This is a genomic window from Haloarchaeobius litoreus, from assembly GCF_024495425.1.
Taxonomy (GTDB): domain Archaea; phylum Halobacteriota; class Halobacteria; order Halobacteriales; family Natrialbaceae; genus Haloarchaeobius; species Haloarchaeobius litoreus.
The window spans coordinates 606,242-629,249 of record NZ_JANHJR010000002.1; the positions used below are offsets into that span (position 1 = coordinate 606,242).

21 protein-coding genes and 1 pseudogene are annotated in these 23,008 nt (G+C 64.2%); 13 read left to right on the plus strand and 9 right to left on the minus strand.

Translation table 11 applies throughout. From position 1 onward, the window contains the following. The first annotated feature begins 500 nt into the window (after nucleotides 1-500). Nucleotides 501-1,811, plus strand: coding sequence for a hypothetical protein (locus NOW55_RS09850; RefSeq protein WP_256399926.1), 1,311 nt, complete (start codon nucleotides 501-503; stop codon nucleotides 1,809-1,811). Between the two features lie 262 nt (nucleotides 1,812-2,073). Here the strand turns inward: NOW55_RS09850 and NOW55_RS09855 are convergent, their stop codons facing one another. After that, complete coding sequence (locus NOW55_RS09855; protein ID WP_256399927.1) at nucleotides 2,074-2,487, minus strand: hypothetical protein; 414 nt, start codon at nucleotides 2,485-2,487, stop codon at nucleotides 2,074-2,076. A gap of 148 nt (nucleotides 2,488-2,635) precedes the next feature. Between NOW55_RS09855 and NOW55_RS09860 the strand changes: the two genes are divergently transcribed. Both NOW55_RS09860 and NOW55_RS09865 read left to right on the plus strand, forming a co-directional pair. Continuing rightward, a complete protein-coding gene (locus NOW55_RS09860; protein ID WP_256399928.1) occupies nucleotides 2,636-3,481 on the plus strand; it encodes a hypothetical protein in 846 nt (281 codons plus the stop codon). Further along, nucleotides 3,481-4,455 (plus strand): hypothetical protein, encoded by a 975-nt coding sequence (locus tag NOW55_RS09865; protein WP_256399929.1) that lies wholly within the window; start codon nucleotides 3,481-3,483, stop codon nucleotides 4,453-4,455. Before NOW55_RS09860 ends, NOW55_RS09865 begins: the two co-directional genes overlap by 1 nt. 248 nt (nucleotides 4,456-4,703) lie before the next feature. Here NOW55_RS09865 and NOW55_RS09870 read toward each other — a convergent pair whose 3' ends face one another. Continuing rightward, nucleotides 4,704-5,294, minus strand: coding sequence for a DUF7110 family protein (locus tag NOW55_RS09870; RefSeq protein WP_256399930.1), 591 nt, complete (start codon nucleotides 5,292-5,294; stop codon nucleotides 4,704-4,706). 116 nt (nucleotides 5,295-5,410) lie between these two features. Next, nucleotides 5,411-5,764: a glutaredoxin family protein gene (locus tag NOW55_RS09875; protein WP_256399931.1), complete on the minus strand. Its 354-nt coding sequence runs from the start codon at nucleotides 5,762-5,764 to the stop codon at nucleotides 5,411-5,413. A 330-nt stretch (nucleotides 5,765-6,094) separates the two neighbouring features. Here NOW55_RS09875 and NOW55_RS09880 point away from each other — a divergent pair, with 330 nt between their 5' ends. Further along, entirely contained in the window at nucleotides 6,095-7,027 is a 933-nt protein-coding gene (locus tag NOW55_RS09880; RefSeq protein WP_256399932.1) for an ArsA family ATPase, read from the plus strand. Between the two features lies 1 nt (nucleotide 7,028). Here the strand turns inward: NOW55_RS09880 and gfcR are convergent, their stop codons facing one another. Further along, nucleotides 7,029-7,676, minus strand: coding sequence for a transcriptional regulator GfcR (gene gfcR / locus NOW55_RS09885; RefSeq protein ID WP_256399933.1), 648 nt, complete (start codon nucleotides 7,674-7,676; stop codon nucleotides 7,029-7,031). Beyond that, the gene (locus tag NOW55_RS09890; RefSeq protein WP_256399934.1) at nucleotides 7,673-8,743 is read right to left on the minus strand and encodes a glucose 1-dehydrogenase; all 1,071 of its coding nucleotides are present in this window, start codon (nucleotides 8,741-8,743) and stop codon (nucleotides 7,673-7,675) included. The genes gfcR and NOW55_RS09890 overlap by 4 nt, the downstream gene beginning before the upstream one ends. 199 nt (nucleotides 8,744-8,942) lie before the next feature. Here NOW55_RS09890 and NOW55_RS09895 point away from each other — a divergent pair, with 199 nt between their 5' ends. The 7 genes and pseudogenes from NOW55_RS09895 to NOW55_RS09925 all read left to right on the plus strand — a co-directional run bounded on the left by NOW55_RS09895 (nucleotide 8,943) and on the right by NOW55_RS09925 (nucleotide 16,816). Then, nucleotides 8,943-10,193: an HAD family hydrolase gene (locus NOW55_RS09895; RefSeq protein ID WP_256399935.1), complete on the plus strand. Its 1,251-nt coding sequence runs from the start codon at nucleotides 8,943-8,945 to the stop codon at nucleotides 10,191-10,193. Nucleotides 10,194-10,310: 117 nt separating this feature from the next. Further along, nucleotides 10,311-10,565: a hypothetical protein gene (locus NOW55_RS09900; RefSeq protein ID WP_256399936.1), complete on the plus strand. Its 255-nt coding sequence runs from the start codon at nucleotides 10,311-10,313 to the stop codon at nucleotides 10,563-10,565. 236 nt (nucleotides 10,566-10,801) lie between these two features. After that, entirely contained in the window at nucleotides 10,802-12,040 is a 1,239-nt protein-coding gene (locus NOW55_RS09905) for a mandelate racemase/muconate lactonizing enzyme family protein (protein ID WP_256399937.1), read from the plus strand. A gap of 124 nt (nucleotides 12,041-12,164) precedes the next feature. Then, complete coding sequence (locus NOW55_RS09910) at nucleotides 12,165-12,668, plus strand: acyl-CoA thioesterase (protein WP_256399938.1); 504 nt, start codon at nucleotides 12,165-12,167, stop codon at nucleotides 12,666-12,668. A gap of 120 nt (nucleotides 12,669-12,788) precedes the next feature. After that, the gene (gene nrdR, locus NOW55_RS09915; protein WP_256400404.1) at nucleotides 12,789-13,319 is read left to right on the plus strand and encodes a transcriptional regulator NrdR; all 531 of its coding nucleotides are present in this window, start codon (nucleotides 12,789-12,791) and stop codon (nucleotides 13,317-13,319) included. Further along, nucleotides 13,304-15,799, plus strand: a pseudogene (locus NOW55_RS09920) (ribonucleoside-diphosphate reductase subunit alpha); the annotation flags it as partial. The gene nrdR and the pseudogene NOW55_RS09920, both read left to right, overlap by 16 nt. A 24-nt stretch (nucleotides 15,800-15,823) precedes the next feature. Then, nucleotides 15,824-16,816: a ribonucleotide-diphosphate reductase subunit beta gene (locus NOW55_RS09925; protein ID WP_256399939.1), complete on the plus strand. Its 993-nt coding sequence runs from the start codon at nucleotides 15,824-15,826 to the stop codon at nucleotides 16,814-16,816. Between the two features lie 6 nt (nucleotides 16,817-16,822). On the opposite strand, the gene NOW55_RS09930 is transcribed toward NOW55_RS09925, so the two are convergent. From NOW55_RS09930 to NOW55_RS09940, 3 genes are all read right to left on the minus strand, one after another. Then, the gene (locus tag NOW55_RS09930; protein WP_256399940.1) at nucleotides 16,823-17,425 is read right to left on the minus strand and encodes a hypothetical protein; all 603 of its coding nucleotides are present in this window, start codon (nucleotides 17,423-17,425) and stop codon (nucleotides 16,823-16,825) included. Then, nucleotides 17,418-18,542, minus strand: a complete 1,125-nt coding sequence (locus NOW55_RS09935) for a DUF3179 domain-containing protein (protein WP_256399941.1) — start codon at nucleotides 18,540-18,542, stop codon at nucleotides 17,418-17,420. The genes NOW55_RS09930 and NOW55_RS09935 overlap by 8 nt, the downstream gene beginning before the upstream one ends. Nucleotides 18,543-18,611: 69 nt before the next feature. Continuing rightward, entirely contained in the window at nucleotides 18,612-19,580 is a 969-nt protein-coding gene (locus NOW55_RS09940) for a phosphoadenosine phosphosulfate reductase family protein (protein WP_256399942.1), read from the minus strand. Between the two features lie 555 nt (nucleotides 19,581-20,135). Here NOW55_RS09940 and NOW55_RS09945 point away from each other — a divergent pair. After that, nucleotides 20,136-21,941 (plus strand): S9 family peptidase, encoded by a 1,806-nt coding sequence (locus tag NOW55_RS09945; RefSeq protein WP_256399943.1) that lies wholly within the window; start codon nucleotides 20,136-20,138, stop codon nucleotides 21,939-21,941. A 25-nt stretch (nucleotides 21,942-21,966) separates the two neighbouring features. On the opposite strand, the gene NOW55_RS09950 is transcribed toward NOW55_RS09945, so the two are convergent. After that, nucleotides 21,967-22,359, minus strand: a complete 393-nt coding sequence (locus tag NOW55_RS09950) for a hypothetical protein (protein WP_256399944.1) — start codon at nucleotides 22,357-22,359, stop codon at nucleotides 21,967-21,969. 108 nt (nucleotides 22,360-22,467) lie between these two features. Between NOW55_RS09950 and NOW55_RS09955 the strand changes: the two genes are divergently transcribed. Continuing rightward, nucleotides 22,468-22,989, plus strand: coding sequence for a hypothetical protein (locus NOW55_RS09955; protein ID WP_256399945.1), 522 nt, complete (start codon nucleotides 22,468-22,470; stop codon nucleotides 22,987-22,989). Nucleotides 22,990-23,008 lie beyond the last annotated feature (19 nt).

The window sequence follows — 23,008 nt, forward strand, 5'->3', positions numbered from 1 at the left end:
TGGAGGCCGACGTTCATTCTACCGACACGAGGTGACTACGACGCCAACGGTAAGAATGGTCGATTCACACGAGCTGATCCCAAGAACGGCCCGTGTGGTTGATCGATGCTTGAACTCCTGAGGCAAAGCCCCAGCAGGCTGTACTAAGCCATCATCGGCTATAGTGCTTGGTCCTGCTGTGTACCCTTGAGTATGAACTACAACGAATAGAAACTTGCAACAATCAAATACTAAGAGTTCGAAAACGCGCTGGTCAGCTACTCACCATGACCATGCGCCCGAGACGTATCGGTGGGAAGACATTATCGCTGAGGCCAACAATGACGCACTACCTGATGGCAATGCGTTCAAGACAGCCGTCATCGAGACGATGACCGACCGTCGGGATATCCAACCTGAAACTGCCTCGAACGTTATCGGACACGCGATCCACCTCCAACTGCTCGGTGAAATCGACAGCGAACCTATCGTCTACCTAATCGGGTGCCTTGGTGATACAGATGAGTGAGAAACACCCCGAAATAACAGATGCACTAGACTCTACTTGGAGCTATTCGACCAACGAGGAGAGCGACAATCTCGGTGATTCCGCCGAAAAAACTGCCAATGGAGATATATCACCGTCCTTCGATACCATCCGGACGACGGTATTGGACGAGTTTGACGACCGCATCTGGTTGGCTCTTGAAGGAGTGCTTTCAGCACAGGCCACGCTCCTGCTCGCCGACGTTGAGGCATGTACTGGTATCGTGATTACGGGAGCGAGTGGAACGGGTAAGACTACCCTGCTTCGCTTCATCGAGGACATGACCTACGACGGCGAGGATCTCGTGTACAAGTGCGATGATTTCACTCACGCCGCTTTTGTGAGCCATGATACGTCCAAAGATGAAGAGGAGCTGGCCGAGATCGACTTACTACCCCAAATTCAGAATTTGACTTTGGCCGCGATGGACATGAACACGTGGTTCTCGGGAAGTGAAGAGAAAGTCAAGAAAAACCTATCATATTTCGCGAGAGTGATGGATGGCAACGGCCTCACTCGAAACACAGGGGGCCACGGCCAACGTGGCTACGAAGGTGACTATCGGTTTGTACTCGCAGGCGCGACCACTCCCATTCAGTCTCGCGTCTGGGACGTAATGGGCAACGTCGGTAACCGGCTGCTGTTCCACGAAATGCCACGCAAGGACAATCTCGAGGCAGTGACGGATGACGTATTTGGAGACACCGAGTACAAAGAGAAGGTAGCGAGATGCCGGTCGGTCGTGGGGAGTTTCATGAAGGAGCTGTGGCAGACCCACGGCGGATACGGCAGTGTCTCATGGCAAACAAAAGCAAGTAACGAGGTACAGGAAGCTATCGCGTACCTCGCAAACCTGGTCAGCCATGCTCGAGCGCCTGTTGAGCAAGTGGGCGGGCAGGTCGAACCCCAACGTGAAGGTGCCCATCGAGTGATGATGGCACTCAAGCATTTGGCCCGGGGTCATGCCTTTCTGTGCGGTCGTACAAGGGTGAAGATGGACGACGTCGAAGTGTGCGCTCGGGTCGCATTGAGTACCATGCACAGAAAGCGCCGCGGCATCATTAGGGCCGTCGTGGATCCCACAACAGCGCCCGAGATGACCGCATCGGAAATTGAAACCCACGACGCGACAGAAGCATCGCGGAAGACGATATTAAAGCGGATGAACCTACTGAACGACCTCGATATCGGACTTGTGACGAAGAGAAACACCGGCCGTGATACGACGGTATTCGTGCTGGCAGCTGACTTCGCTTGGCCCGACCAGCTACCGTTCCCTGAGTAGCGAACGGGCCGATTTCTAATCTCGTCTAACCTTGTAAATTCCTCAACCCCATACAGTGAGACCCCAAGAACGCGATCTAGCGTATACTGCGTGTACTCTAGGATTTTACAAGGTTAAGTAACCAAACACGGTCAACTATTGTCGCAGTCGCCAACACGCTCGGATTCGTCGGGGCGGTCCAGAGTTGCTGCTCCGACGAGAAGCCCTTCCACGAAGCCATCCCACAGGGACGAACCGGGGAGTTAGTACTCCTTTTTGAATTTCAGGGGTCAGTCTTGTAATCCGTTGCTGGATCATATGTATGAGGTGCGTAGCCTTGATTCCAGCCCTGAAACTCTGATTGGTTGACGGCTATTGAAACAAAAATGCTCTCTGGGTAATCCCTAAAAGAGAGCTGTTTGACAACATCATCAGATCCGTATCGGTAAAACTCGAACTTTCGCGTATATATTGACCTGTTCAGCAACGGTTCGACCTCTTCTTTCGCCATCTCACGGCCATTAATCACGTACGGGGGTTCGTCATCTCTGTCTGGTGTCCAATCCTTAATTACCTCAAACGTATGTGGTCCTTGGTATTCTACTCCTTTTCGCTCACATAGAGTTCGAATTTGATCAGCCGTTTCATTTACTTCATCATTAACTGGACCAAATATGACGAGGTGGGTCGTTTCCATATCCGATATCTGGTCTCAAGTGCCAAGAGATTACTTGCCAAGAGTTTGGCTCAACCATCGGTCATTCCATTTGTTAATTCAAAAATGAATTGGAGGGATATATTTGAAATGAGGATTTATTATTCTCCAGTTACTCGATAGCTACCATATGACAGACCATCCTGTTCCTAAGACTCAGATCGACTCTCTGAAGACTATTATAGAGGGCTACTATGAGGCAGGGGCCGTTGGAGAGGAAGTTGAGGATGAAGATGTAGCCGAAGAGATAGAATTGAGTAGTGACGTAATCAAACGGCAAAAGCGGTTTTTAGCTGATATCGGTCTCTTAGAGAAAGATGGCTACGATTATACGCTTCTAGAAGAAGGACATGAAGTCGGACGGGGACTAGCATTTGACCGTAATGATGACGCTGTTGAGGCACTGTATGATCTATTAGACGGTTGGGAAGTTACTGAACAATTGATATCGGATATTGACGGAGAGGTCAAGAGCGAGGAAGAGCTTGTAGACTCTTTAGCTTATTTAACTGAAACAGATCCAAATGGCCGGAAGAAGACCGGGCTCACTGCTCTGGTACACTTGTATAGATGGGTTGGGATACTCTCACAAGCAGGCGAAAACAAATACAAGCTGTCAGATCCGGATACTGAACGAAGTGAAGATCAAACTGTGGAAGAAACCTCTACTCCCGACGTGGTAGAGGAGTCAGGAAAAAATACGCCGACTACCAAATCACTATCTGAACCAACTCCTGAAGAACAGGTTCCAGGACATTCAGTCCCGGAAACTACACACAAGGTCCAAACGGAGGAAGGCATCTCAGGAGACATCACGATCGATATCGAACTGAAAGGGGATGATGACCCCGACAATGTCCAGGCTCTTCTTCTGGCCATCCGGAAAGGCCTCCATGATGACTTATCGAAGGAATCTGAAGCAGTGAGCAATGGAAAATCTGAGGAACACAAGTCTCTGGATAAATTTGAGAGCTAATGACTGAGGAATACTATCTCCATTCAAGGCCTGTTAAACCTAAGCCTTTGATTGATGCAGTAATCGGCCTGTCCAATTCTCCTCAGAGACTTGGCAGCTCTGAAGTTGCTGAAATAATTGATATGAGTGAGCCATACGCAAAGGCCGCATTACGGTTGGCGAAGGAACTCAACATGGTAGTGGAACAGGACGGGCAGTTTGAGGTCGTGAAAGGGCTAGAAGAAGAGGCACGGAAGATGAGTCCTGATCAGGGGTTCGTATTGATTAATAGATATGCTCAACGGTATAATCCTTTTATGACATTTCTCTCGTTTATTCACAAGGAGTACGAGCCCGATCGAGCTGCTCAAACAGTGAAGACGGTCTATGACATGGATACCAGCGTAGATGTGATACGAAAGCAGTTCTCATATTTAGGTAAGGCAGCAGACCTACTTGACGACTCAGACGGGTTATCTCTGACAATAGAAGTAGATTCGGTTCCTACGAGTTATGTTGAGGACCTACAGACTGCACTCCAATCGGAAGCGAAAGCCCGCTTGTATATTGTTGAAAAGCTGGGAGACAGGGTAGTAGCATATGCTGATGACGAGTCTATCGAAAAGTTCCAAGAGGCGCTTCTTACCTATCGAGAGTCGCCTGACAACGCAATCGTAAATGCGGTGGTCGGTGCGGAGAATATAACGAGGGAACTGGCGGTCGATGAAGGTGACAAGACTACTGATTACTCTAACGCAAACGGTATCGGAAGTTTGGCGAACATGATGCGGGGAGATGGCCTAATTTTGAAGCGACAATTGCACGGTGCTAACTATTTGGGTGCAATGCGGATTCCTGGCGCCCACGGTAAGGAATCAGAGACTCTGGAGACGTGGCAAGTAGAACCCGAAGTCTCATTAGAAGTAATACTCTCCGCTTTATCCTACACACGGAGTCTATATTTTTGCATCAAGGAAGATAGACAGGTTCTCTAGAATTGCTCGTCAGAATCCTTTTGCTGCCAAGGGGGGGCTATCTAACGATTATGGCCGCTTTGTTTTTGTGATATACTCCGCCAACCCGTAGAAACATTCTGGTGGTGTGGACAGACCTAGTGATGAATTCGTTTTACGTCGGCGCATTTTCTACTTTTAGTCGATAATGGAACGCGTTCATAAGTCGCGTTCCATCGCAACAAGTCGATCCGCTGAAACGCGGGTTGGTAAAGAAGGCTTCTATACCTTTAGTCGCTGATGAACTTGTTGTCCCGCCAGTTCACGCCGCTGTTGGCGGCCTGGCCCTCGGACCGACCTTCGACGACCTCGATGGAGGCCGGGCGGTCCTCGCCGTCGACGATGCGGGTCGCGTCGAGGTCGCCGTCGTGGGCGGTGATGGCGGTCAGCGTCCCCTTCTCGGCCTCGCGGGCGATGGCACACAGGACGAGGAACATCTCGTACTGGAGCAGCGAGTTCTGGAGCACCGTCTCGCGGTCGCCCTTGAACGCGGCGAACTCGACGAGCTCGGAGGGAATCTCCTCCTCCTCCTCTTCCTCGTCGCCCCAGCGCGGGCCGCGATGCTGGTCATCGGGTTCCTCCTCGTACACTCGGTTCTCGACGACACTGGCCTTCAGCTGTGCAGTGGGCGTGTACTTGCTGACCGATTTGTCGGCCGAGATCGCCTTGAGAATGAGGGTGTTGTTGCGTCGTGTGATGTCTACCGATTCGATACCGTCTGGAAGCTCCGGGTCGTTCGAGAGGAACTCTCGAACGTCTTCGAGGGGAAGTTCCAGTGTCGAGTGGAGCCTGAATACCTGACCGGAGTTTTCTGCTGACATGGTAAATGGGGGTGTGACGACGTGTCCGCTGGCCGTTCGCTCGGTTTCTACTAGGGGCGTTGCGCTTAAATGACCTGCTGTTTATTTCCTTGCATTCCTCAGTAAAACTCGACAAATCAGGCGTCGAGCGTGCCTTCGAGCGTGCCTTCGAGCTCGCCGCGCTCGTCGAGTTCCGCGAGCACGTCGCTGCCGCCGACGAACTCGCCGTCCACGAACGTCTGCGGGATGGTCTCCCAGCCCGAGTGCTCCGAGAGCGCCGCCCGGAACTCCTCCAGGGACTCGAGCGTGTCGACCGTCGCGAACTCCTCGCGGTACTGGCCGATGAGCCCGAGCGCTCGGTCCGAGTAGCCACACTGTGGCATCATCTCCGTGCCCTTCATGAACAGGACGACCTCGTTCTCCGCGATGGCCGTCCGCACGCGCTCGTCGACTTCCTCCTGCGGGAGGCTCTGGTTCGGGTCGAACGTCATTGCCAGGTGGTAGGGGTGGCGCGCGGAAAGAAGTTGCGTCGGAAGATGCGGGTGGTCTGCTGGCTCGTGTCGCGCCCCGTCGGCGCGTTTCCCATCGGTTGCGTGGATGGTTCGCGGGTGCTCATCCCTCGCGCGAGCGTGTGCTGGGCATCTCGTTCCTCGACACGCAGCACGGCCGCGCGCCACCTGGCTGGTACGACGCTATCGCCGGCAGAAGTTTACAGTATATGTAAACTCTCCCCGGTCGAATCGCTCGGACAGGCGGCAGCGTTGGCCTCGCGCACCCGGCCCGAATCCAGATACTTGTCTCCGAACGTCGTAGCCATCCCCATGGCGAAGTTCCTGCTCTACGGCGGCAAGGGCGGCGTCGGGAAGACCTCGTGTGCGGCCGCGACGGGCCTCTCCCTCGCCCGACGTGGCGAGCGCACGCTGATCGTCTCGACCGACCCCGCGCACTCGCTGGGGGACGCCCTCGGCGTCGCACTCGGGGGCGAGCCGACGGCGGTCACCGAGAACCTGTGGGCCGTCGAGGCCGACCCTGCGGCGGGACAGGAGCAGTACGAGCGGATCGTCCGCGCGCTGGCGGCGGAGTTCCGGCGGGCGGGGCTGGACCTCTCCGAGGCGGACGTGGACCGGCTGTTCGAGGCGGGGTTCGTCCCGGGGAGCGACGAGGTGGCGTCGCTCTCGTTCTTCCTGGACTACGACGCCGACCGCTGGGACAGGGTGGTGTTCGACACGGCACCGACCGGGCACACGCTGCGGCTGCTGACGCTCCCGGACGTGCTCGGCGAGGGGCTCTCGACGGCGATGCAGATCCGGGGCGAGGTGCGCCAGCTGGTCGACCGCGCGCGCAGCGTCGTCTTCGGCCCGGCGGCGTTCTGGGGGCGGGACGACGACGCCGAGGACATCGAGGCGTTCCGTGCGGACCTGCGCGAGGTGGCCGAACTGCTGCGGGACCCCGAACGCACCGAGTTCCGGGTGGTGCTGCTGCCGGAGACGCTCGCCATCGAGGAGACCGCGCGGCTGGTCGAACGGCTGCGCCAGTTCGCGGTACCGGTCGAGACACTGGTCGTGAACCGGGTGCTGGAGTCGGCTGAGACGGACTGTGCGCGCTGTCGGGCGCGAGCGGAGAGCCACGAGCACCACCTCGACGAGATACGCGAGCGGTTCGACGGGATGGCGGTTCAGGTCGTCCCGGACCTCGGCCCGGAGGCGTACGGCCGGGACGCGCTCGACGAACTGGCCGAGCGGCTGCGGGTCTAAGCTACTCCTCGCTGCCGACGGAGATGACCTGGAACAGCGAGTAGACGGGCACGCCCTCGACCTCGTCGAGTCCCTGCTTGTCGACGAGGACGCAGGCCGCGACGGGGTTGCCGCCCTCGTCCTGGATGGCCTCGATGGTCTCGGTCATCGTCGTCCCCGAGGTGATGGTGTCGTCGACGACGTAGCAGTCGCGGTCTCGGATCTGCGCGAAGTTCCGCGAGAACGAGCCGCCGACGTCGGTGTCGAGCTCGCCCTCGTCCCACTGGTGTTTGCTGGGGGCGTAGCTGGCGAGGTCGGTGTCGAGCTCGCTGGCGATGTGGGTGGCGATGGGCGCGCCAGCCTTCTCGATACCGACGGTGAGGTCGACGTCCTCGCCCTGTTTCGCGAGCAGGTCGGCCATCGCGCTGGTCACGGCTTCGAGCCGGAAGCTGTCGCGGCCGACCGTGGACCAGTCGACGTGGATGTCCTGCGGGCCGCCGGCGGGGGCGGCGGTGTCGTTCGTGGCCGGGGTCGCGGAGCCACCGGCGCGCTCGACCAGCCAGGAGGCGGTCTCGCGGGAGACGTTCAGCTCGTCCGCGATCTCGCCCTTGGAGTGACCGTGCTCGGCCAGCTCCGCGGCGCTCTCGATGAGGTCGTCGACGTTCTTCATATGGAACCGAATTCGACCGCGGTTTTTATAGTGCTGTCGTCGGTCGCAAAAGCGGCGTCGAGTTCGTCGAGACCGTACACGCCGGTGACGAGGTCGTCGACGAACGCGTCGGGCAGGGAGTCGAGCCGGTCGATGGCCGCCCGGAAGTGGCCGACGTGGGAGTTGACGCTGCCGACGAGCGCCTTGTTGTGGAGGACGAACTCGCGGTGGAGCCGGCCGCCGTCGACCTCGAACTGCCAGTCGGTGGGCACGCCGAGCAGCGCACCGACGCCGTTGGGCGCGAGCGCGTCGATGGTCTCAAAGGCGTGCTTCGCGTAGCCGGTCGCCTCGTAGACGAAGTCGACGGGCTCGTGGGTCGACGCGAACGCCGAGACGGGCGTCTCGCGGGAGTCGACGTACGTCGCGCCGAGCTCCTCGGTGATGTCGATGCTGGGGTCCGGCCGGTCACGGCGACCGAGACAGTAGAGCCGCTCGAACTGCTCGCTGCCGTCGAGCATCGCGAGCGTGAGCAGGCCGAGGCTGCCGTTGCCGAGGACGAGCGCAGAGTCGGGCTCCCACTCGAACGCCGAGCGGCTCGCGAACGCGTGCTCGAACGCCTTCTCGGAGATGCTGATGGGCTCGGCGAGGAAGCCGAGGTCGGCCAGCTCGCGGGGGAGAGAGACGAGACAGTCCGCGGGGCTGGTGAAGTACTCGCTCATGAAGCCGTGCGCGCCGACGATGCCGCGCTCGACGTACTCGCCGTCGGGGGCCATGTCGGGCTCGCCGCGCTCGAAGTACTCGTTCGTGCCACCCGGGGGCTCCCGGCGAACCGTCGGGACGACGACGTCGCCCTCCTGGAACCGGGTGCCGTTCGGGTCCTCGACGACGCCCACCGCCTCGTGGCCCAGCACGAGGTGGTCCTCGCCGTCGGGGTAGCCGCCGTGGGCCCCCTCGATGACCTCGTGGTCGGTCCCGTCGATGCCGACCCGGAGCGTGCGGACGAGCGCCTCGCCCGGTCCCGGCTCCGGACGTGGCTTCTCCAGCACTTCGGGTTTGCTTCCGTCACGACGCACTGCGACTGCGTACATGTCACCCCCAACGACCCCCTGAGACAAAAGATTTATTCTGTTGCGAGTAAAGGATTTGTCACGGTGGACGGTCGCCACCTGTGACGCGAGCAAGACATCGGCAGCACCCACAGCCACTCCAGTCACATCCCGTGCCATTCCGACCGCCCACCGGTTTCCCCCAACCGGTTTCATACCACTTCCACCCGATCACAGTCACATGGAACGATACGATCTGCTGTACCGGCTGTACGACGAGTTCGACACCGAGACGCTCCGGGACTACCAGGAGTTCGTCGACCTCTTCCCGGCGGTCGACTCCCGCGTCGCCCTCGAACACTGGCAGGACGCCAGCGAGGAACTGGAGGCGCGCAAGGGCGAGATACGCGACGCGTTCGTGCCCGGCGAGACGTTCGCCGAGGTCGCCGCACACGCCACCCGCGACCAGGCGTTCACCGCGCTCGACCTCCTCTCGACCTACGACCGCGCCATCAACGTCCTCGTGCTCGACGTGGACGAGACGTTGCGCTCCGCCGGAAAGACCGACAACGAGATCCCGCGGGACACGCTCCACCGGCTCACCGAGTTCCACGAGAACGGCGTCCCCATCGTCATCTGCACCGGCCAGACCCTGGAGAACGTCAAGGGCTTCATGATCCAGGGGCTGGGCAGCGAGGTGGTCCACTCCGGCGACCTCAGCATCGTCTACGAGTCCGGCAACGGCGTCTTCACGCCGGGCCACGGCGCGGAGACGAAGCGCCTGCTCTACGAGGGCCTCGACGAGTTCGTCCGCGAGGTGTTCGACGACGTGCGGGCCCGCGCCCTCACCGAGGCCCCCGAGGACGTCCGCCACGGCTGTCACCTCCAGGGGAACGAGTTCAACGTCACGCTCAAGCCGAACTACGAGACCGGCAGCGAGCGCGCCCGCGAGATCATCGACACCGCGCTCGTCTACCAGCTCCACCTGCTCGGCACCGCGGTCGCCCGGGCTGCCGACGAAGACGTCGACGAGGACGACGCCGTCGGGTGGGCGCGGGCGTACTACGCCGACGCCGACCCCGAGATCCGCGGCGTGCTCGAACGCGAGGGCGAGTACGAGGCCCGTGACCTCGACGAGCTGCCCCCGGTCCTCGACGATGCCTTCGAACGCGTCGACGTGGCCTACTACGAGGCCGACGCCGCCGAGATATCGAGTCTGGAGCTCAACAAGGTCGCCGGCGTCGAGGCGGCCCTCGACGTGCTCGGCGTCGACGACCCCTTCGCCCTCGTCATGGGCGACTCCAAGACCGACCTGCGGGTGATGCGCTGGGCGGAGGAGAATCACGCGGGCATCGCGGCCGCCCCCGACCACGCCTCCTCCGACGTGCTCGAACACGTCCTCTCGACCGACGAACTCGTGTTCGACCGCGGGAAGTCCGCCGAGCTGCTCGGGACCGCGTACGCGATGAACTGTCTCGCGAGCCTGGACTGAGCCCGGCGCGTCGTCGTTCTCGGGTCGTCGCCCTGGTCTCGCGCTGTTCTGTTCCCCTGAATCTGCGGCCGAAAATTATTCCGAACAGTCAAACCCGAAGCCGCCGAAACGCCGGGCATGAGCAACCTCTTCGAGTACATGCTGGGGTTCAAACGCCTGCTCGCGACCATCGTGGGGCTTGGGCTGCTGCTGCTGGTGTTGCTCGCGCTCGTCGTCGAGGGTGACACCGCGACGACGGCCATCTACCTGGTCATCTCCGCGGTGCTGTTGCTGTCCGGCATCGCCATCGTCTATCTCCGCGTCATCACGAAGGAGAGCTCCCAGATTCGCGAGCCGCCCGAGGAGTGGGAGCGGCGCGAACCGAAGGAGTAGGGAGATTCGGAGCGAGCGCCAGCGAGCGAGAATCTCCGATTCGCGAGCGGGGAGCGGAGCGACCCGCGAGCAGGGCGCTGTTCGGAGCGAGCGCCAGCGAGCGAGAATCTCCGATTCGCGAGCGGGGAGCGGAGCGACCCGCGAGCAGGAGGGCGGTTCGGAGCGAGCGCTAGCGAGCGCATCGTGGCGACCCAGCGGAGCAAAGTTTTACTAAGGAGCGAGTAAACACACTCACCATGGGCATCGATTACACGCAGCTACACGACCCGAACGCGGAGTACACGATGCGGGACCTCTCCGCGGAGACGATGGGCGTGACACGCGAGCGCGGCGGCGACCGGGACGTCGAGATAACCGACGTGCAGACGACGATGGTCGACGGGAACTTCCCGTGGACCCTGGTCCGGATCTACACCGACGCCGGCGTCGTCGGCACCGGCGAGGCGTACTGGGGCGCTGGCGTCCCCGAACTCATCGAGCGCATGAAACCGTTCGTCGTCGGGGAGAACCCGCTCGACATCGACCGTCTCTACGAACACCTCATCCAGAAGATGTCCGGCGAGGGGTCGGTCGAGGGCATCACCGTCACCGCCATCGCCGGCATCGAGGTCGCACTGCACGACCTCGCCGGGAAGATACTCGAGGTTCCGGCCTACCAGCTGCTCGGCGGGAAGTACCGCGACGAGATGCGCGTCTACTGCGACTGCCACACCGAGGAAGAGGCCGACCCGGAGGCCTGTGCCGACGAGGCCGAGCGCGTCGTCGAGGAGCTGGGTTACGACGCCCTGAAGTTCGACCTCGACGTGCCGTCGGGGCTGGAGAAGGACCGCGCGAACCGGCACCTCCGTCCGGGCGAGATCCGCCACAAGGCGGAGATCGTCGAGCAGGTGACCGAGCGCGTGAAGGACCGCGCGGACGTGGCGTTCGACTGCCACTGGACGTTCTCGGGTGGGTCGGCGAAGCGCCTCGCCAGCGCCATCGAGGAGTACGACGTGTGGTGGCTGGAGGACCCCGTCCCGCCGGAGAACCTGGAGGTCCAGAAGGAGGTCACGGGGTCGACCATCACCCCCATCACGGTCGGCGAGAACCGGTACCGTGTGACCGAGGAGCGCCGCCTCATCGAGGAGCAGGCGGTCGACATCGTCGCGCCCGACATGCCGAAGGTCGGCGGGATGCGCGAGACGCGGAAGATCGCCGATGTGGCGAACCAGTACTACGTCCCGGTCGCGATGCACAACGTCTCCTCGCCGGTCGCGACGATGGCCAGCGCGCACGTCGGCGCGGCCATCCCGAACGCGCTCGCCGTCGAGTACCACTCCTACGAGCTCGGCTGGTGGGAGGACCTCGTCGAGGAGGACGTCATCGAGGACGGCTACATCGAGGTTCCCGAGGAGCCCGGCCTCGGTGTCACCCTCGACATGGACGCCGTCGCGGAGCACATGGTCGAGGGCGAGACGCTGTTTGACGAAGCGTAGTGGAACGGAGCTTCGGCGAGCAGGAGAATCTTCGATCCTCCGAGTTCGACGAGGCGTAAGGAAAGTGAAGTTGTTCTAATTCAACTTAGTTAGCGTTTTGTGCCGTTCCCGTGGAGTCCCTTCTATGCCACAGCAGTGCGGCCGGGAGACGACACTCCGGGAGTCGTTCACCGAGATGAGCGAGATACTGATGCCGAACAGCACGAACAACCTCGGGCGCGCCCTCGGCGGGTCCGTCCTCCACTGGATGGACATCTGTGGGGCCATCGCCGCGCGCCGGTTCTCGCAGCGGCAGGTGGTCACGGCGTCGATGGACCACGTCGACTTCATCGCACCCATCGAGCTGGGGGACATCGTCACCGTCACGGGCTACGTCTTCGACACGGGCCGGACCAGCATGGACGTGAAGGTCGACGTACTGGCCGAACGGCCGAGTCACGGCGAGACGGCCGAGACGGCGAGTTCGTTCTTCAGCTTCGTCGCGCTCGACGCCGACGAGCGACCGACCGAGATACCGGCGCTCCGGTGCCCGACCGAGGAGCAGCGCGAACTCCGCGACGACGCGCTGGCGGAGCGACGGCAGCGGCGGCGCGAGCTCGCGGTGGACGGAAGCCACAAAACAAGCTAGTTTGTATTAGTTCAATTCTGTTGGGGAATCTTTATACCGTCCGCCTCTGACAGCACATATTGCGACTGCCCCGCCCCGTCCCCCGGATGTGGGGGCTCGAAGCGACCCGTAGTGACAACCATGGACTGCCCGGACTGCGGACACGAGCCGACGCGCGTGGTCGACACGGCGACGAGTGCCGACGGGACCGCGGTGCGTCGGCGGCGCGAGTGCACGACGTGTTCGTTCCGGTTCACGACCTACGAGCGGACCGAGTGGGACTCGCTCCGCGTCGAGAAGCGTGACGGGAGCGTCGAGCCGTTCGACCGCGAGAAGCTCCGCGCCGGTGTCGAGCGAGCCGTCGAGAAGCGACCCGTCGGCGCCGACGACGTTGCGACCCTCGTGGACGCCGTGAAGGCGGACCTGCTGGACGACGACGGCCGAGTCGTCACGTCCGAGCGCGTCGGCGCGCTCGTCTCCGAACGACTGCGGTCGCTCGACGGTGTCGCCTACGTCCGCTTCGTCTCGGTGTACCGTGCGTTCTCGGACCCGGCGGCGTTCCGGCGCGAACTCGACGCGGTGCTCGACGAGGCCGACGACGCCGTGGACGGCGACGCCGCTGCAGACGACGGGGCGGGGCAGCCACGCGACCAGACGGAATCCGACACATGAGTCAGCAATCTACACGGACGACGACGGTCCGGTCCATCCTCGACCGGGCGCGACGCGACGACGCACAGGCACTGACCGACGACAGCGTCGACCGACTCGCCGACGAGATAGCGCGCAACCTGTACGACGGAGCCGACCGCGACGAGGTGTACGAGGCGACCATCCAGTCGCTCACGGCCCGAATCGAGCGCGAACCGGCGTTCAAGCGGGTCGCCGCCGACGTGTTCCGGCAGCGCTACTACCGAGAGCTCATCGGGGCCGACGAGACGGGCGAGGAGCTCCACCGGGCCTACCGCCGAACGTTCGTCGAGAACGTCCAGCGCGGGGTCGAACTCGACCTGCTCGACGAGCGCCTCGTGCAGCGGTTCGACCTCGACGTCCTGGCGGGCGAACTCGTCATCGAGCGCGACGAACTGTTCGAGTACATGGCGATGGAGACGCTCGCCCAGCGCTACTTCCTCAAGACGGAGGAGGGCGGCGAGCACCTCGAGCTCCCGCAGGCGTTCTGGATGCGCGTGGCGATGGGGCTGGCCGTCGAGGAGGACGATCCACAGGCCCGCGCGCTGGAGTTCTACGAGGTGCTCTCGAAGCTGGCGTTCACGCCGTCCTCACCCACCCTGTTCCACAGCGGGACGGTCCACCCGCAGCTCTCCTCCTGCTACCTGACGACGGTGGAGGACGACCTCGAGCACATCTTCGACTCGTACAAGCACCACGCCCAGCTCTCGAAGTGGAGCGGCGGCCTCGGAAACGACTGGACGAACCTCCGTGCGGCCGGCGCGCTCATCGAGAGCACGGGCGTCGAGTCCACCGGCACCGTCCCCTTCCTCAAGATATCGAACGACGTGACCGCTGCCATCAACCGGTCGGGCAAGCGCCGCGGCGCGGCGTGTGCCTACCTCGAGTGCTGGCACCTCGACTTCCCCGCGTTCTGTGACCTCCGGCGGAACACGGGCGACGAGCGACGGCGGACCCACGACATGAACACCGCTGCCTGGATTCCGGACCTGTTCATGGAGCGCGTCGAGGCCGGCGAGGAGTGGACCCTGTTCAGCCCCGACGAGGTGCCCGAGCTCCACGGACTCTACGGCAGCGAGTTCGCCGCGCAGTACCGCGAGTACGAGGACGCCGCCGACGCGGGCGAGCTCCGGCAGTTCGAGCGCGTCGACGCCGCGGAGCTGTGGCGCACGATGCTCACGCGCCTGTTCGAGACGGGCCACCCGTGGCTGACGTTCAAGGACCCCTGCAACGTCCGGTCGCCGCAGGACCACGTCGGCACCGTCCACTCCTCGAACCTCTGCACCGAGATCACGCTGAACACGAGCGCCGACGAGCACGCGGTCTGCAACCTCGGCTCGGTGAACCTCGCCACGCACGTCGTCGACGGCGAACTCGACCGCGACCGCCTCGCCGACACCGTCGAGACGGCGATGCGGATGCTCGACAACGTCGTCGACCTCTGTTTCTACCCGACCGAGCAGGCCGAGCACGCGAACATGCAACATCGACCGGTCGGCCTCGGCGTGATGGGCTTCCACGACGCGCTCATGCACCTGGAGATCCCGATGGCGAGCGAGCGGGCGGTCGAGCTCGCGAACCGCTGGCAGGAGTTCGTCTCCTACCACGCAATCCTGAACAGCTCGCGGCTGGCCGCCGACCGAGGCGCGTACCCGAGCTACGAGGGCTCGAAGTGGGACCGCGGGCTGTTACCGCAGGACACCGTCGACCTGCTCGAGGACGAGCGTGGCCGCGACGTCCCGACCGACCGCACTGAGACCCTGGACTGGTCGGTCGTCCGCGAGCACGTCGCCGAGCACGGGATGCGCAACTCGAACACGATGGCAGTCGCGCCGACGGCGACCATCTCGACCATCAACGGGACGACGCCGTCCATCGAGCCCATCTACTCCAACCTCTACGTGAAGTCGAACATGTCCGGCGACTTCACCGTCGTCAACGACCAGCTCGTCGCCGACCTCAGGGAGCGCGGGCTCTGGGACGACGAACTGATCGACCGCATCAAGTTCCACGACGGCTCCGTCCAGGAGATCGGCGAGATTCCGGCGGAGATTCGGGAGCGCTACCGCGGCGCGTTCGAGATCGATCCGCGCCACCAGCTCCGGCTCACGGCCCACCGAGGGACGTGGATCGACCAGTCCGTCTCGCACAACGTCTTCTTCCCATCGACCGACGGCTCGCTGCTCGGCGACGTCTACCGGACCGCGTGGGAGCTCGGCCTGAAGACGACGTACTACCTCCGGACCCTCGGCGCGTCGCAGATAGAGAAGACCACGCTCGACATGGGCGAGTACGGCCGCACGCAGCACCGCGACGGTGGGGCGGGGGGTGGCGACCCGGGGGACGGTGACCGCGACGGAACCGCCGCCGACGGCGGGCGCGACGTGGCCACCGCCGGCCACGCGGAGGACTCGTCCGACCTCTGCCGCGTCGAGGACCCCACCTGCGACGCCTGTCAGTGACCAGCCAACTCCACCGCATCCACAATGCCACTCATCGACACCGACGCCGAACACGACCCGAACAAGATACTGCCCATCGACTACGACTGGGCCCGCGAGTACTACACCGCGGGCGTCGCCAACAACTGGGTGCCCGCCGAGATTCCGATGCAGGACGACGTCTCGCAGTGGAACGGCGATGCGCTCACCGACGCCGAGCGCCAGCTCGTCGAGTGGAACCTCGGCTTCTTCTCGACGGCGGAGTCGCTGACCGCGAACAACATCGTCCTCGCGCTGTACGAGTACGTCACCGCGCCGGAGTGCCGGCAGTACCTGCTCCGGCAGGCCTACGAGGAGGCCATCCACACGGACACGTTCATCTACTGCTGTGACACCCTCGGCTTCGACCCGGACTACCTCTACGGGATGTACGACCGGGTGCCCTCCATCCGCGAGAAGGACGAGTTCGTCGTCGACCTCACGCAGGTACTCGACGAGCCCGGGTTCACCATCGAGAGCGACGAGGACATCCGCGCACTGCTCCGGGACCTCGTCGGCTTCTACGTCGTCATGGAGGGGGTCTTCTTCTACGCGGGCTTCGCGATGATGCTCGGCCTGAAGCGCCAGGGGAAGATGGTCGGTATCGGCCAGCAGTTCGAGTACATCATGCGCGACGAGTCGCTGCACGTCGGCTTCGGGGTCGACCTCATCCAGCAGCTCCGGACCGAACACCCCGGCGTCTGGACCGACGCCTTCGGCGACGAGGTGGTCGACCTCATCACCACGGCCGTCGAGCTGGAGCAGATATACGCCCGCGAGGCGTGCCCCGACGAGATCCTCGGGATGGGGCCGGACCAGTTCGCCGAGTACGTCGAGCACGTCGCGGACCGGCGGCTCGGCCAGCTCGACCTGCCCGAGCAGTACGGCACCGACAACCCGTTCCCGTGGCTGTCGGAACAGGTCGACCTCAACCGGGAGAAGAACTTCTTCGAGACGCAGGTGACGGAGTACCAGAGCGGCGGGAGCCTCGACTGGTAGCGACGCTCAGGTCCCCGCGCCCTCGGCCCGGCCGGTGCCCGGCTGCAGCCCGCCGCCGGTGTACACCAGACTCGCGAGCAGCAGGAGGACACCGAGCGGGAGCAGCCACTCGAACACGGTCAGCAGCGTCCCCGACGCCGAGACCCCGACGGCGATGAGCACGGTCGGCCCGCAGCAGGCTGTCCCCGAGAGGAGCGCGGGGATGGAAGCGAGCGCGCTGCTGCCGGTCCCGCGCGAGCGCTCGACGCCGCAGGCCCGCGGGTAGCGCCACGCGAGGTAGGTGAGCCCGACGTTCGCGCCGACGAGCAGCGCGAGCACCGCGCCCACGGCGACGTTCAGCGGGGAGACCAGCCAGCGGGCGACGCCGAGGTCGACGAGCGCGACGGGCTCCCAGGCGAACGGGCCGGTCCGTTCGAGCATCCGCGAGACGGGGTCGGCGACGACTGTGACGACCTCGACCGGCAGGCCGGTCCGGACCGCGAGGTCACCGAGTGCGACGAGGTAGACCAGGAGGTACGCGGCCGCGAGCAGCACCGAGACCGCGAGCGCGTCGCGCTGCCGGCCGAGCAGGCCGAGCGAGCGACCGGTCCGGCGCAGACGGTCAGGCATGGACCTCCGTCGACGGGTAGAACGCGAACCACGCGAACCACATCGCGTCGAACGACGGCACCGGTTCGAGCGGCAGGTCGCCCGCGACGTAGGTCTCCCCGTCGAGTCGGTAGCCGCCGTCGACGGCTGTCGGTGCGGGCGCGTCGGTGGACGGCAGCCGGTAGCCGTGACCCGTATCGAGCACGTCGTCGTGGACGAAGACCACGGGCACCTCGCCCGCCGTGCCGCTGACGACCCGTTGCTCGCGGAGCAGTCGTCCGTGGACCGCGCTCGCGCCGGACGGCGTTCGTGCCCCGTGGAAGACGTCCTTCGCGGGGTGCCGGTTGTCCGCCCGCTGGGGGTCGAACAGCGTGCTCTCGCGGGCGTAGTAGCCGCCACGGGGATTGTACGTCCCGTAGGGGTCGCGGTCGTAGTCACGGACGTAGCCGGTGTCCCGGGTGAGCACCCGGCCGTCGGGGTGGGCGTCGCGCCAGCGTCTCCACGTCGTCCACCGGACGGGGACGTGCTGGAGGCTCCGGCCCTCGTGCTCGCCCTCGATGGCGGTGCCGAGTACCTGGGGCCACCGGATGTCGGTCCCGCGGTCGTACATCACGAGGTTCGAGTTGAGCAGGTTGCCCGAGACGCCGAACTCGACGCCGGCCCGGCGGTAGCCGATGGCGGTGCCGGTGAGCGGGCAGTACGTGACCGCGATCGGGTCACCGCCCACGGTGTCGTTGACGACCTCGTGCCAGACGAGAATCGACTGGGGGTACGCGCGGGCGTCGCCGTCGACCACGACGGAGAACACGGGGTCGCCGCCGCCGATCCTGTCGCCGACCTCGCCGGCCGGCTCGAACGACGGCTCGTCGATGGACGGGATGCCGTCCTTCGGCGGGCCCCCGGAGCGGACCCAGTCCCGCAGCTGGGCGAACGACCCCTCGACGACGAGGGACTCGCTCGCGAGCGGGAGCGTGCCGGTGGCGTCGCCGGCCCCACCGTCGGTGGTCGACGGAGCCGAATCCGTCGCGGCTCCGCCGCCGTCGCCCTCGCCCGAGCCGGCGTCCAGACAGCCGGCGAGCGCGGCGAGTGTAGCGCCGCCGCTGGCGAGCACGCGGCGTCGCGTGCGATTCGATACCATACCGGGAAGAAGGGGGAGTGCCGGATTAACCGTACCCTGGCCGTGCGTCAGTGCTGCACAGGCGGCCGGTTACATGTAGCCGAGGTCGCGCAGGCGCTCCATCAGGTCCTCCTTGTCCTGGGCGCGGCCGGCGCGCTCGGTCGTGTTCTCCAGGTCCTGCAGCCAGGCGGGCTCCTGCTCGGCCTTCTCCGTCGAGACCTCGCTGCCGAGGCTGCGGAAGCCCTCGAAGTACTTCGGCGAGACGGGGATGTCCTCGTGGGTCAGCCCGTTCGGCAGGTCGTCGTAGTCCTGCGGGACGTAGCCCTCCTCGGGGAATCCCTCGACCGTCTCCGGCACCACGAAGTGCCAGAACGCCTCCCAGACGTCGGCCTCGGCGAACTGGAGGATGGGCTGGATGCGGTCGTGGGGCGGGTAGATGTCGGGGTCGTGGCGCGGGCTGAAGAACGTCTCGTCGGCGCGGGCCTCCTGTTCGTCCCAGCGGATGCCCGAGATGATGCCGTCGATGTCCTCCGATTCGAGCGTGTCGTTCAGCGCCACCGTCTTCAGCAGGTGGTTGCCGACGTAGGTGTCGAGCAGGAACGGGAACGTGTCCTCCTCGTACTCGAGGATGTTCCGGATGTGGTGCTGGTTGTGCTCCGAGAGCGCGTCGACCGGGATGTCGTCGCCCGGTTCGAGGTCGTGCTCGTCGACGTAGTCGCCCACGTCGGTGTTGCGGGCGTACACAACTTCGAGGTCCCACTCGTCGGCCCAGTGCTCGACGAACTCCATCAGCTCCTCGAAGTGCTGGAAGTGGTCGATGAAGACCGTCGTCGGCAGGTCGTAGTCGAACCGCTCCGCGACCTCCTTCACGAAGTAGAGGGTGAGCGTCGAGTCCTTCCCGCCCGTCCACATCACGGCGGGGTTCTCGTACTGTTCGAGGCCCTGCTGGGTGACTTCGAGCGCCTTCTCAATCTTGTGCTCGATGGACGGGTAGGTCGCCGGTGTCTCGCCTTCACCGTCCGTGTAGTCGACGTCGAGGTAGTCGGGGAACTCGCTCATGTAATGAGATATAATTACGGACTCGCCAAAGTGTCTTTTGGGTTCGGCCTGATTTGTGGGTACTTTCTCGTCGGAGTTGGTCTGGTCGCTACCGACACTATAGCCGGGTCTGTCGTGGGAACCCGCCGGACCACAAGCAGCCAGAAAGCCCTGGACCTGTCGACTCGGAGGACTCGCTGCACTCCTCGTCCCTGCGGTGCATGCGTCGTCCGCCTTCGTCGACAGGCCCGCCCCTTTCAGTCCCCCCCCGACAGCTCCGCGCCGCACCTCATGCCTCCCCAGCCTCTTGCGCTCCTCAGTCGCTAGCGCTCCCTGCGGTGCTCATCCCTCGCGCGGATGGCTCGACACGCTCGCTGCGCTCGCGGTCTCGCCAGCCGCGCGCCAGTCGGTTGATCGGCTGCCGAAGCACGCAAAAATCTACAATATCTGTAAACTTTCGACGGGCCTGAATCGACAGCCAGGCACCATTTCTCCTGCGCCAGTCGGCTAGTCGGATATCGTCGTCTCGCTTCCGCCACCAGAACCCATTAGCCTCGTCGCCGCCACGTCCGTCGTATGCCATACGACATCGAGCGCTACCTCAACGTCCGGAGCGCCTACGGGGCGTCGTTCGGGCCCGAGGGCGAGCGCGTCTCCTTCCTGATGGACACGACCGGCACGCCGCAGGTCTGGTCGGTCGACGGCCCCGGCGAGTGGCCCCACCAGCGCACGTTCGAGGACGAGCGCGTCGGCTTCGCGTCGTGGTCGCCCGAGCGCGACGAGCTCGTCTACGGGATGGACCAGGGCGGCAACGAGCGCATGCAGTTCTTCCGGATGAGCGGCGACGGCAGCGAGGAGGTGCCGCTCACGGCCCACCCCGACGCCAAGCACCGCTGGGGCGGCTGGAGCCACGACGGCGAGCGCTTCGCGTTCGCGTCGAACCGGCGCGACCAGTCGGTCTTCGACCTCTACGTGCAGGGGAGAGACGAGACGGGCAACGACGCGACGCGCGTCCACGAGGGCGACGGCTGGCTGAGCGTCGGCGGCTGGAGCCCGGACGACGACCGGCTCATCGTCTCGCAGGCGTACTCGAACTACGACCAGGACCTCTATGTGCTGGACCTCGAAACGGAGGAACTGGAACACCTGACTCCCCACGAGGGGAACGTCCGCTACACCAGCGCGTCGTGGGGGCCGGAGGGGGACGCCCTCTACCTCTGTACCGACGCGGACTCGGACACGCTGTACCTCGCCAGACTGGACATCGAGACGGGCGACCTTGCCACCGTGGTCGACGGCGGCGACTGGAGCATCGACGGCGTCGCGCTCGACGACGAGACGGGGCGGCTGGTCTACTCGCGCAACGTCGACGGCTATACCGAGCTCACCGTCGGCGAACTCGCCGGCGAGACCGAGATCGACGAGTTCCCGTCGCCGGACCTCCCCGGTGGCATCGCCGGCGGCGTCTCCTGGGGCCCCGACGCCGAGAAGTTCGCCATCACCGCGACGGGCGCGGCGGTGAACACGAACGTCTACGTCGTCGAGACGGAGACCGGCGAGACCGAGCGCTGGACCTACGCTGCGACGGCGGGCATCCCCGAATCGTCGTTCCGCGAGCCCGAGCTCGTCCACGTCGAGAGCTTCGACGGGCTCGATGTGCCGGGCTTCCTCACGCTGCCCGACGGCGCGTCCGCGGACGACCCGGTCCCGGTCATCGTCTCCATCCACGGCGGCCCCGAGGCCCAGCGCCGCCCGTCGTTCAACCCGGTCAAGCAGTACTACCTGAACCGCGGCTACGGCTACTTCGAGCCGAACGTCCGCGGGTCGGCGGGCTACGGGAAGGCGTACAGCCACCTCGACGACGTGCGCGACCGGATGGACTCCGTGGCGGACATCGACGCCTGCGTCGACTGGCTGGAGGAGCAGGACGCCGTCGACGCGGACCGGCTCGTCGCTATGGGGGGCTCCTACGGCGGCTTCATGGTCCTCGCGAGCCTCGTCGAGTCACCCGACCGGTGGGCCGCGGGCGTCGACATCGTCGGCATCGCCAACTTCGTCACGTTCCTGGAGAACACCGGCGAGTGGCGGCGCGAGCTCCGCGAGGCAGAGTACGGCTCGCTGGAGGACGACCGCGAGTTCCTCCAGTCGATCTCGCCCACGGAGAACGTCGAGGCCATCCGGTCGCCGCTGTTCGTCATCCACGGCGAGAACGACCCCCGCGTCCCGGTCGGCGAGGCCCACCAGATCGTCGAGGGCGCACGCGAGCAGGGCGTCACCGTCCGCGAACTCGTCTTCGACGACGAGGGCCACGGGCTGTCGAAGCTGGAGAACAAGGTCGAGGCCCACACCGCGGTCGCGGAGTTCCTCGACGAGCACGTCTGAGACGCAGGGGCGGGCGACCGGGCGGTCAGCCGACCACTACGCCGATGACCGACGCGATCGAGAGGAAGACGAGGAGTCCGCCGACGACGTAGCACGCGAGCCCCAGCAGGTTGCCCCAGGTCCGCCATTCCACGAAGTCGACGATGACGAGGAGTATCTGGAGCGGGAGCGATGCGTCGTCCCTGTTCTCGATCCCCTCGTAGTCGAGCGTGTTGCGGATGCGACCGAAGCCCAGCACCCCGAGACCGACGCCACCGATAGCGACCGAGAGCATGACCTCTCCCACGACGCGCGGCACAGGCAGTGCTGCCGCGCCGGCGACGAGGATCACGGCACAGAGGACACTGGTCGCCGTGAACGCGAGCACCCGGCGAACGTAGTCCATCGACCGAACCGGCGTTTCACCGATGTTTCCCATACACCGGTTCTGCCATCATTTTACATCAATCGTTCGGGATTAAACCCTCGCCGGGGATGGGTCCGCTTCGGACGTGCCATTATCCCGCTGGCCCGCGAACGGCCCGACATGGACGGACTCCCTCGTCGTCGTCTGCTGACCCGCCAGTCGAGTCTCCTGGCACTCGGCGCGCTGGCGGGCTGTCTGGACGGGGACGACGCCAGTCCGGAGACGGAGACGACCGACGGCACCGGAACTGGCGACAGCCACGGAACCGACGACCTCGACCTGCGCGAGGCCAACGTCGTCGGCGTCTCGTTCGACGGCGAAGACGGGACGTACACCTTCGATGTGACGCTCCACCACGACGACGACGGCGAGGACGGCTACGCGGACTGGTGGCAGGTCGAGCGCCTGGACGGCACCCAGCTCGGCCGCCGCGAGCTCCTGCACGCACACTCCCAGCAACCGTTCACGCGGTCCGAGACAATCGAGATTCCCGGCGAGGTGACCTGCGTCGTCGTCCGGGGTCACGACCGGACGCACGGCTACGGCGGGGTCGCGATGCTCGTCGACCTCGAATCGGGGGCCACGCGACGGGTCGACCAGGGCACCGAGCCCCGGTCGTTCGACGCGAGCGACTGTCCCTGAGTGTCCGCCGTCTCGGCGT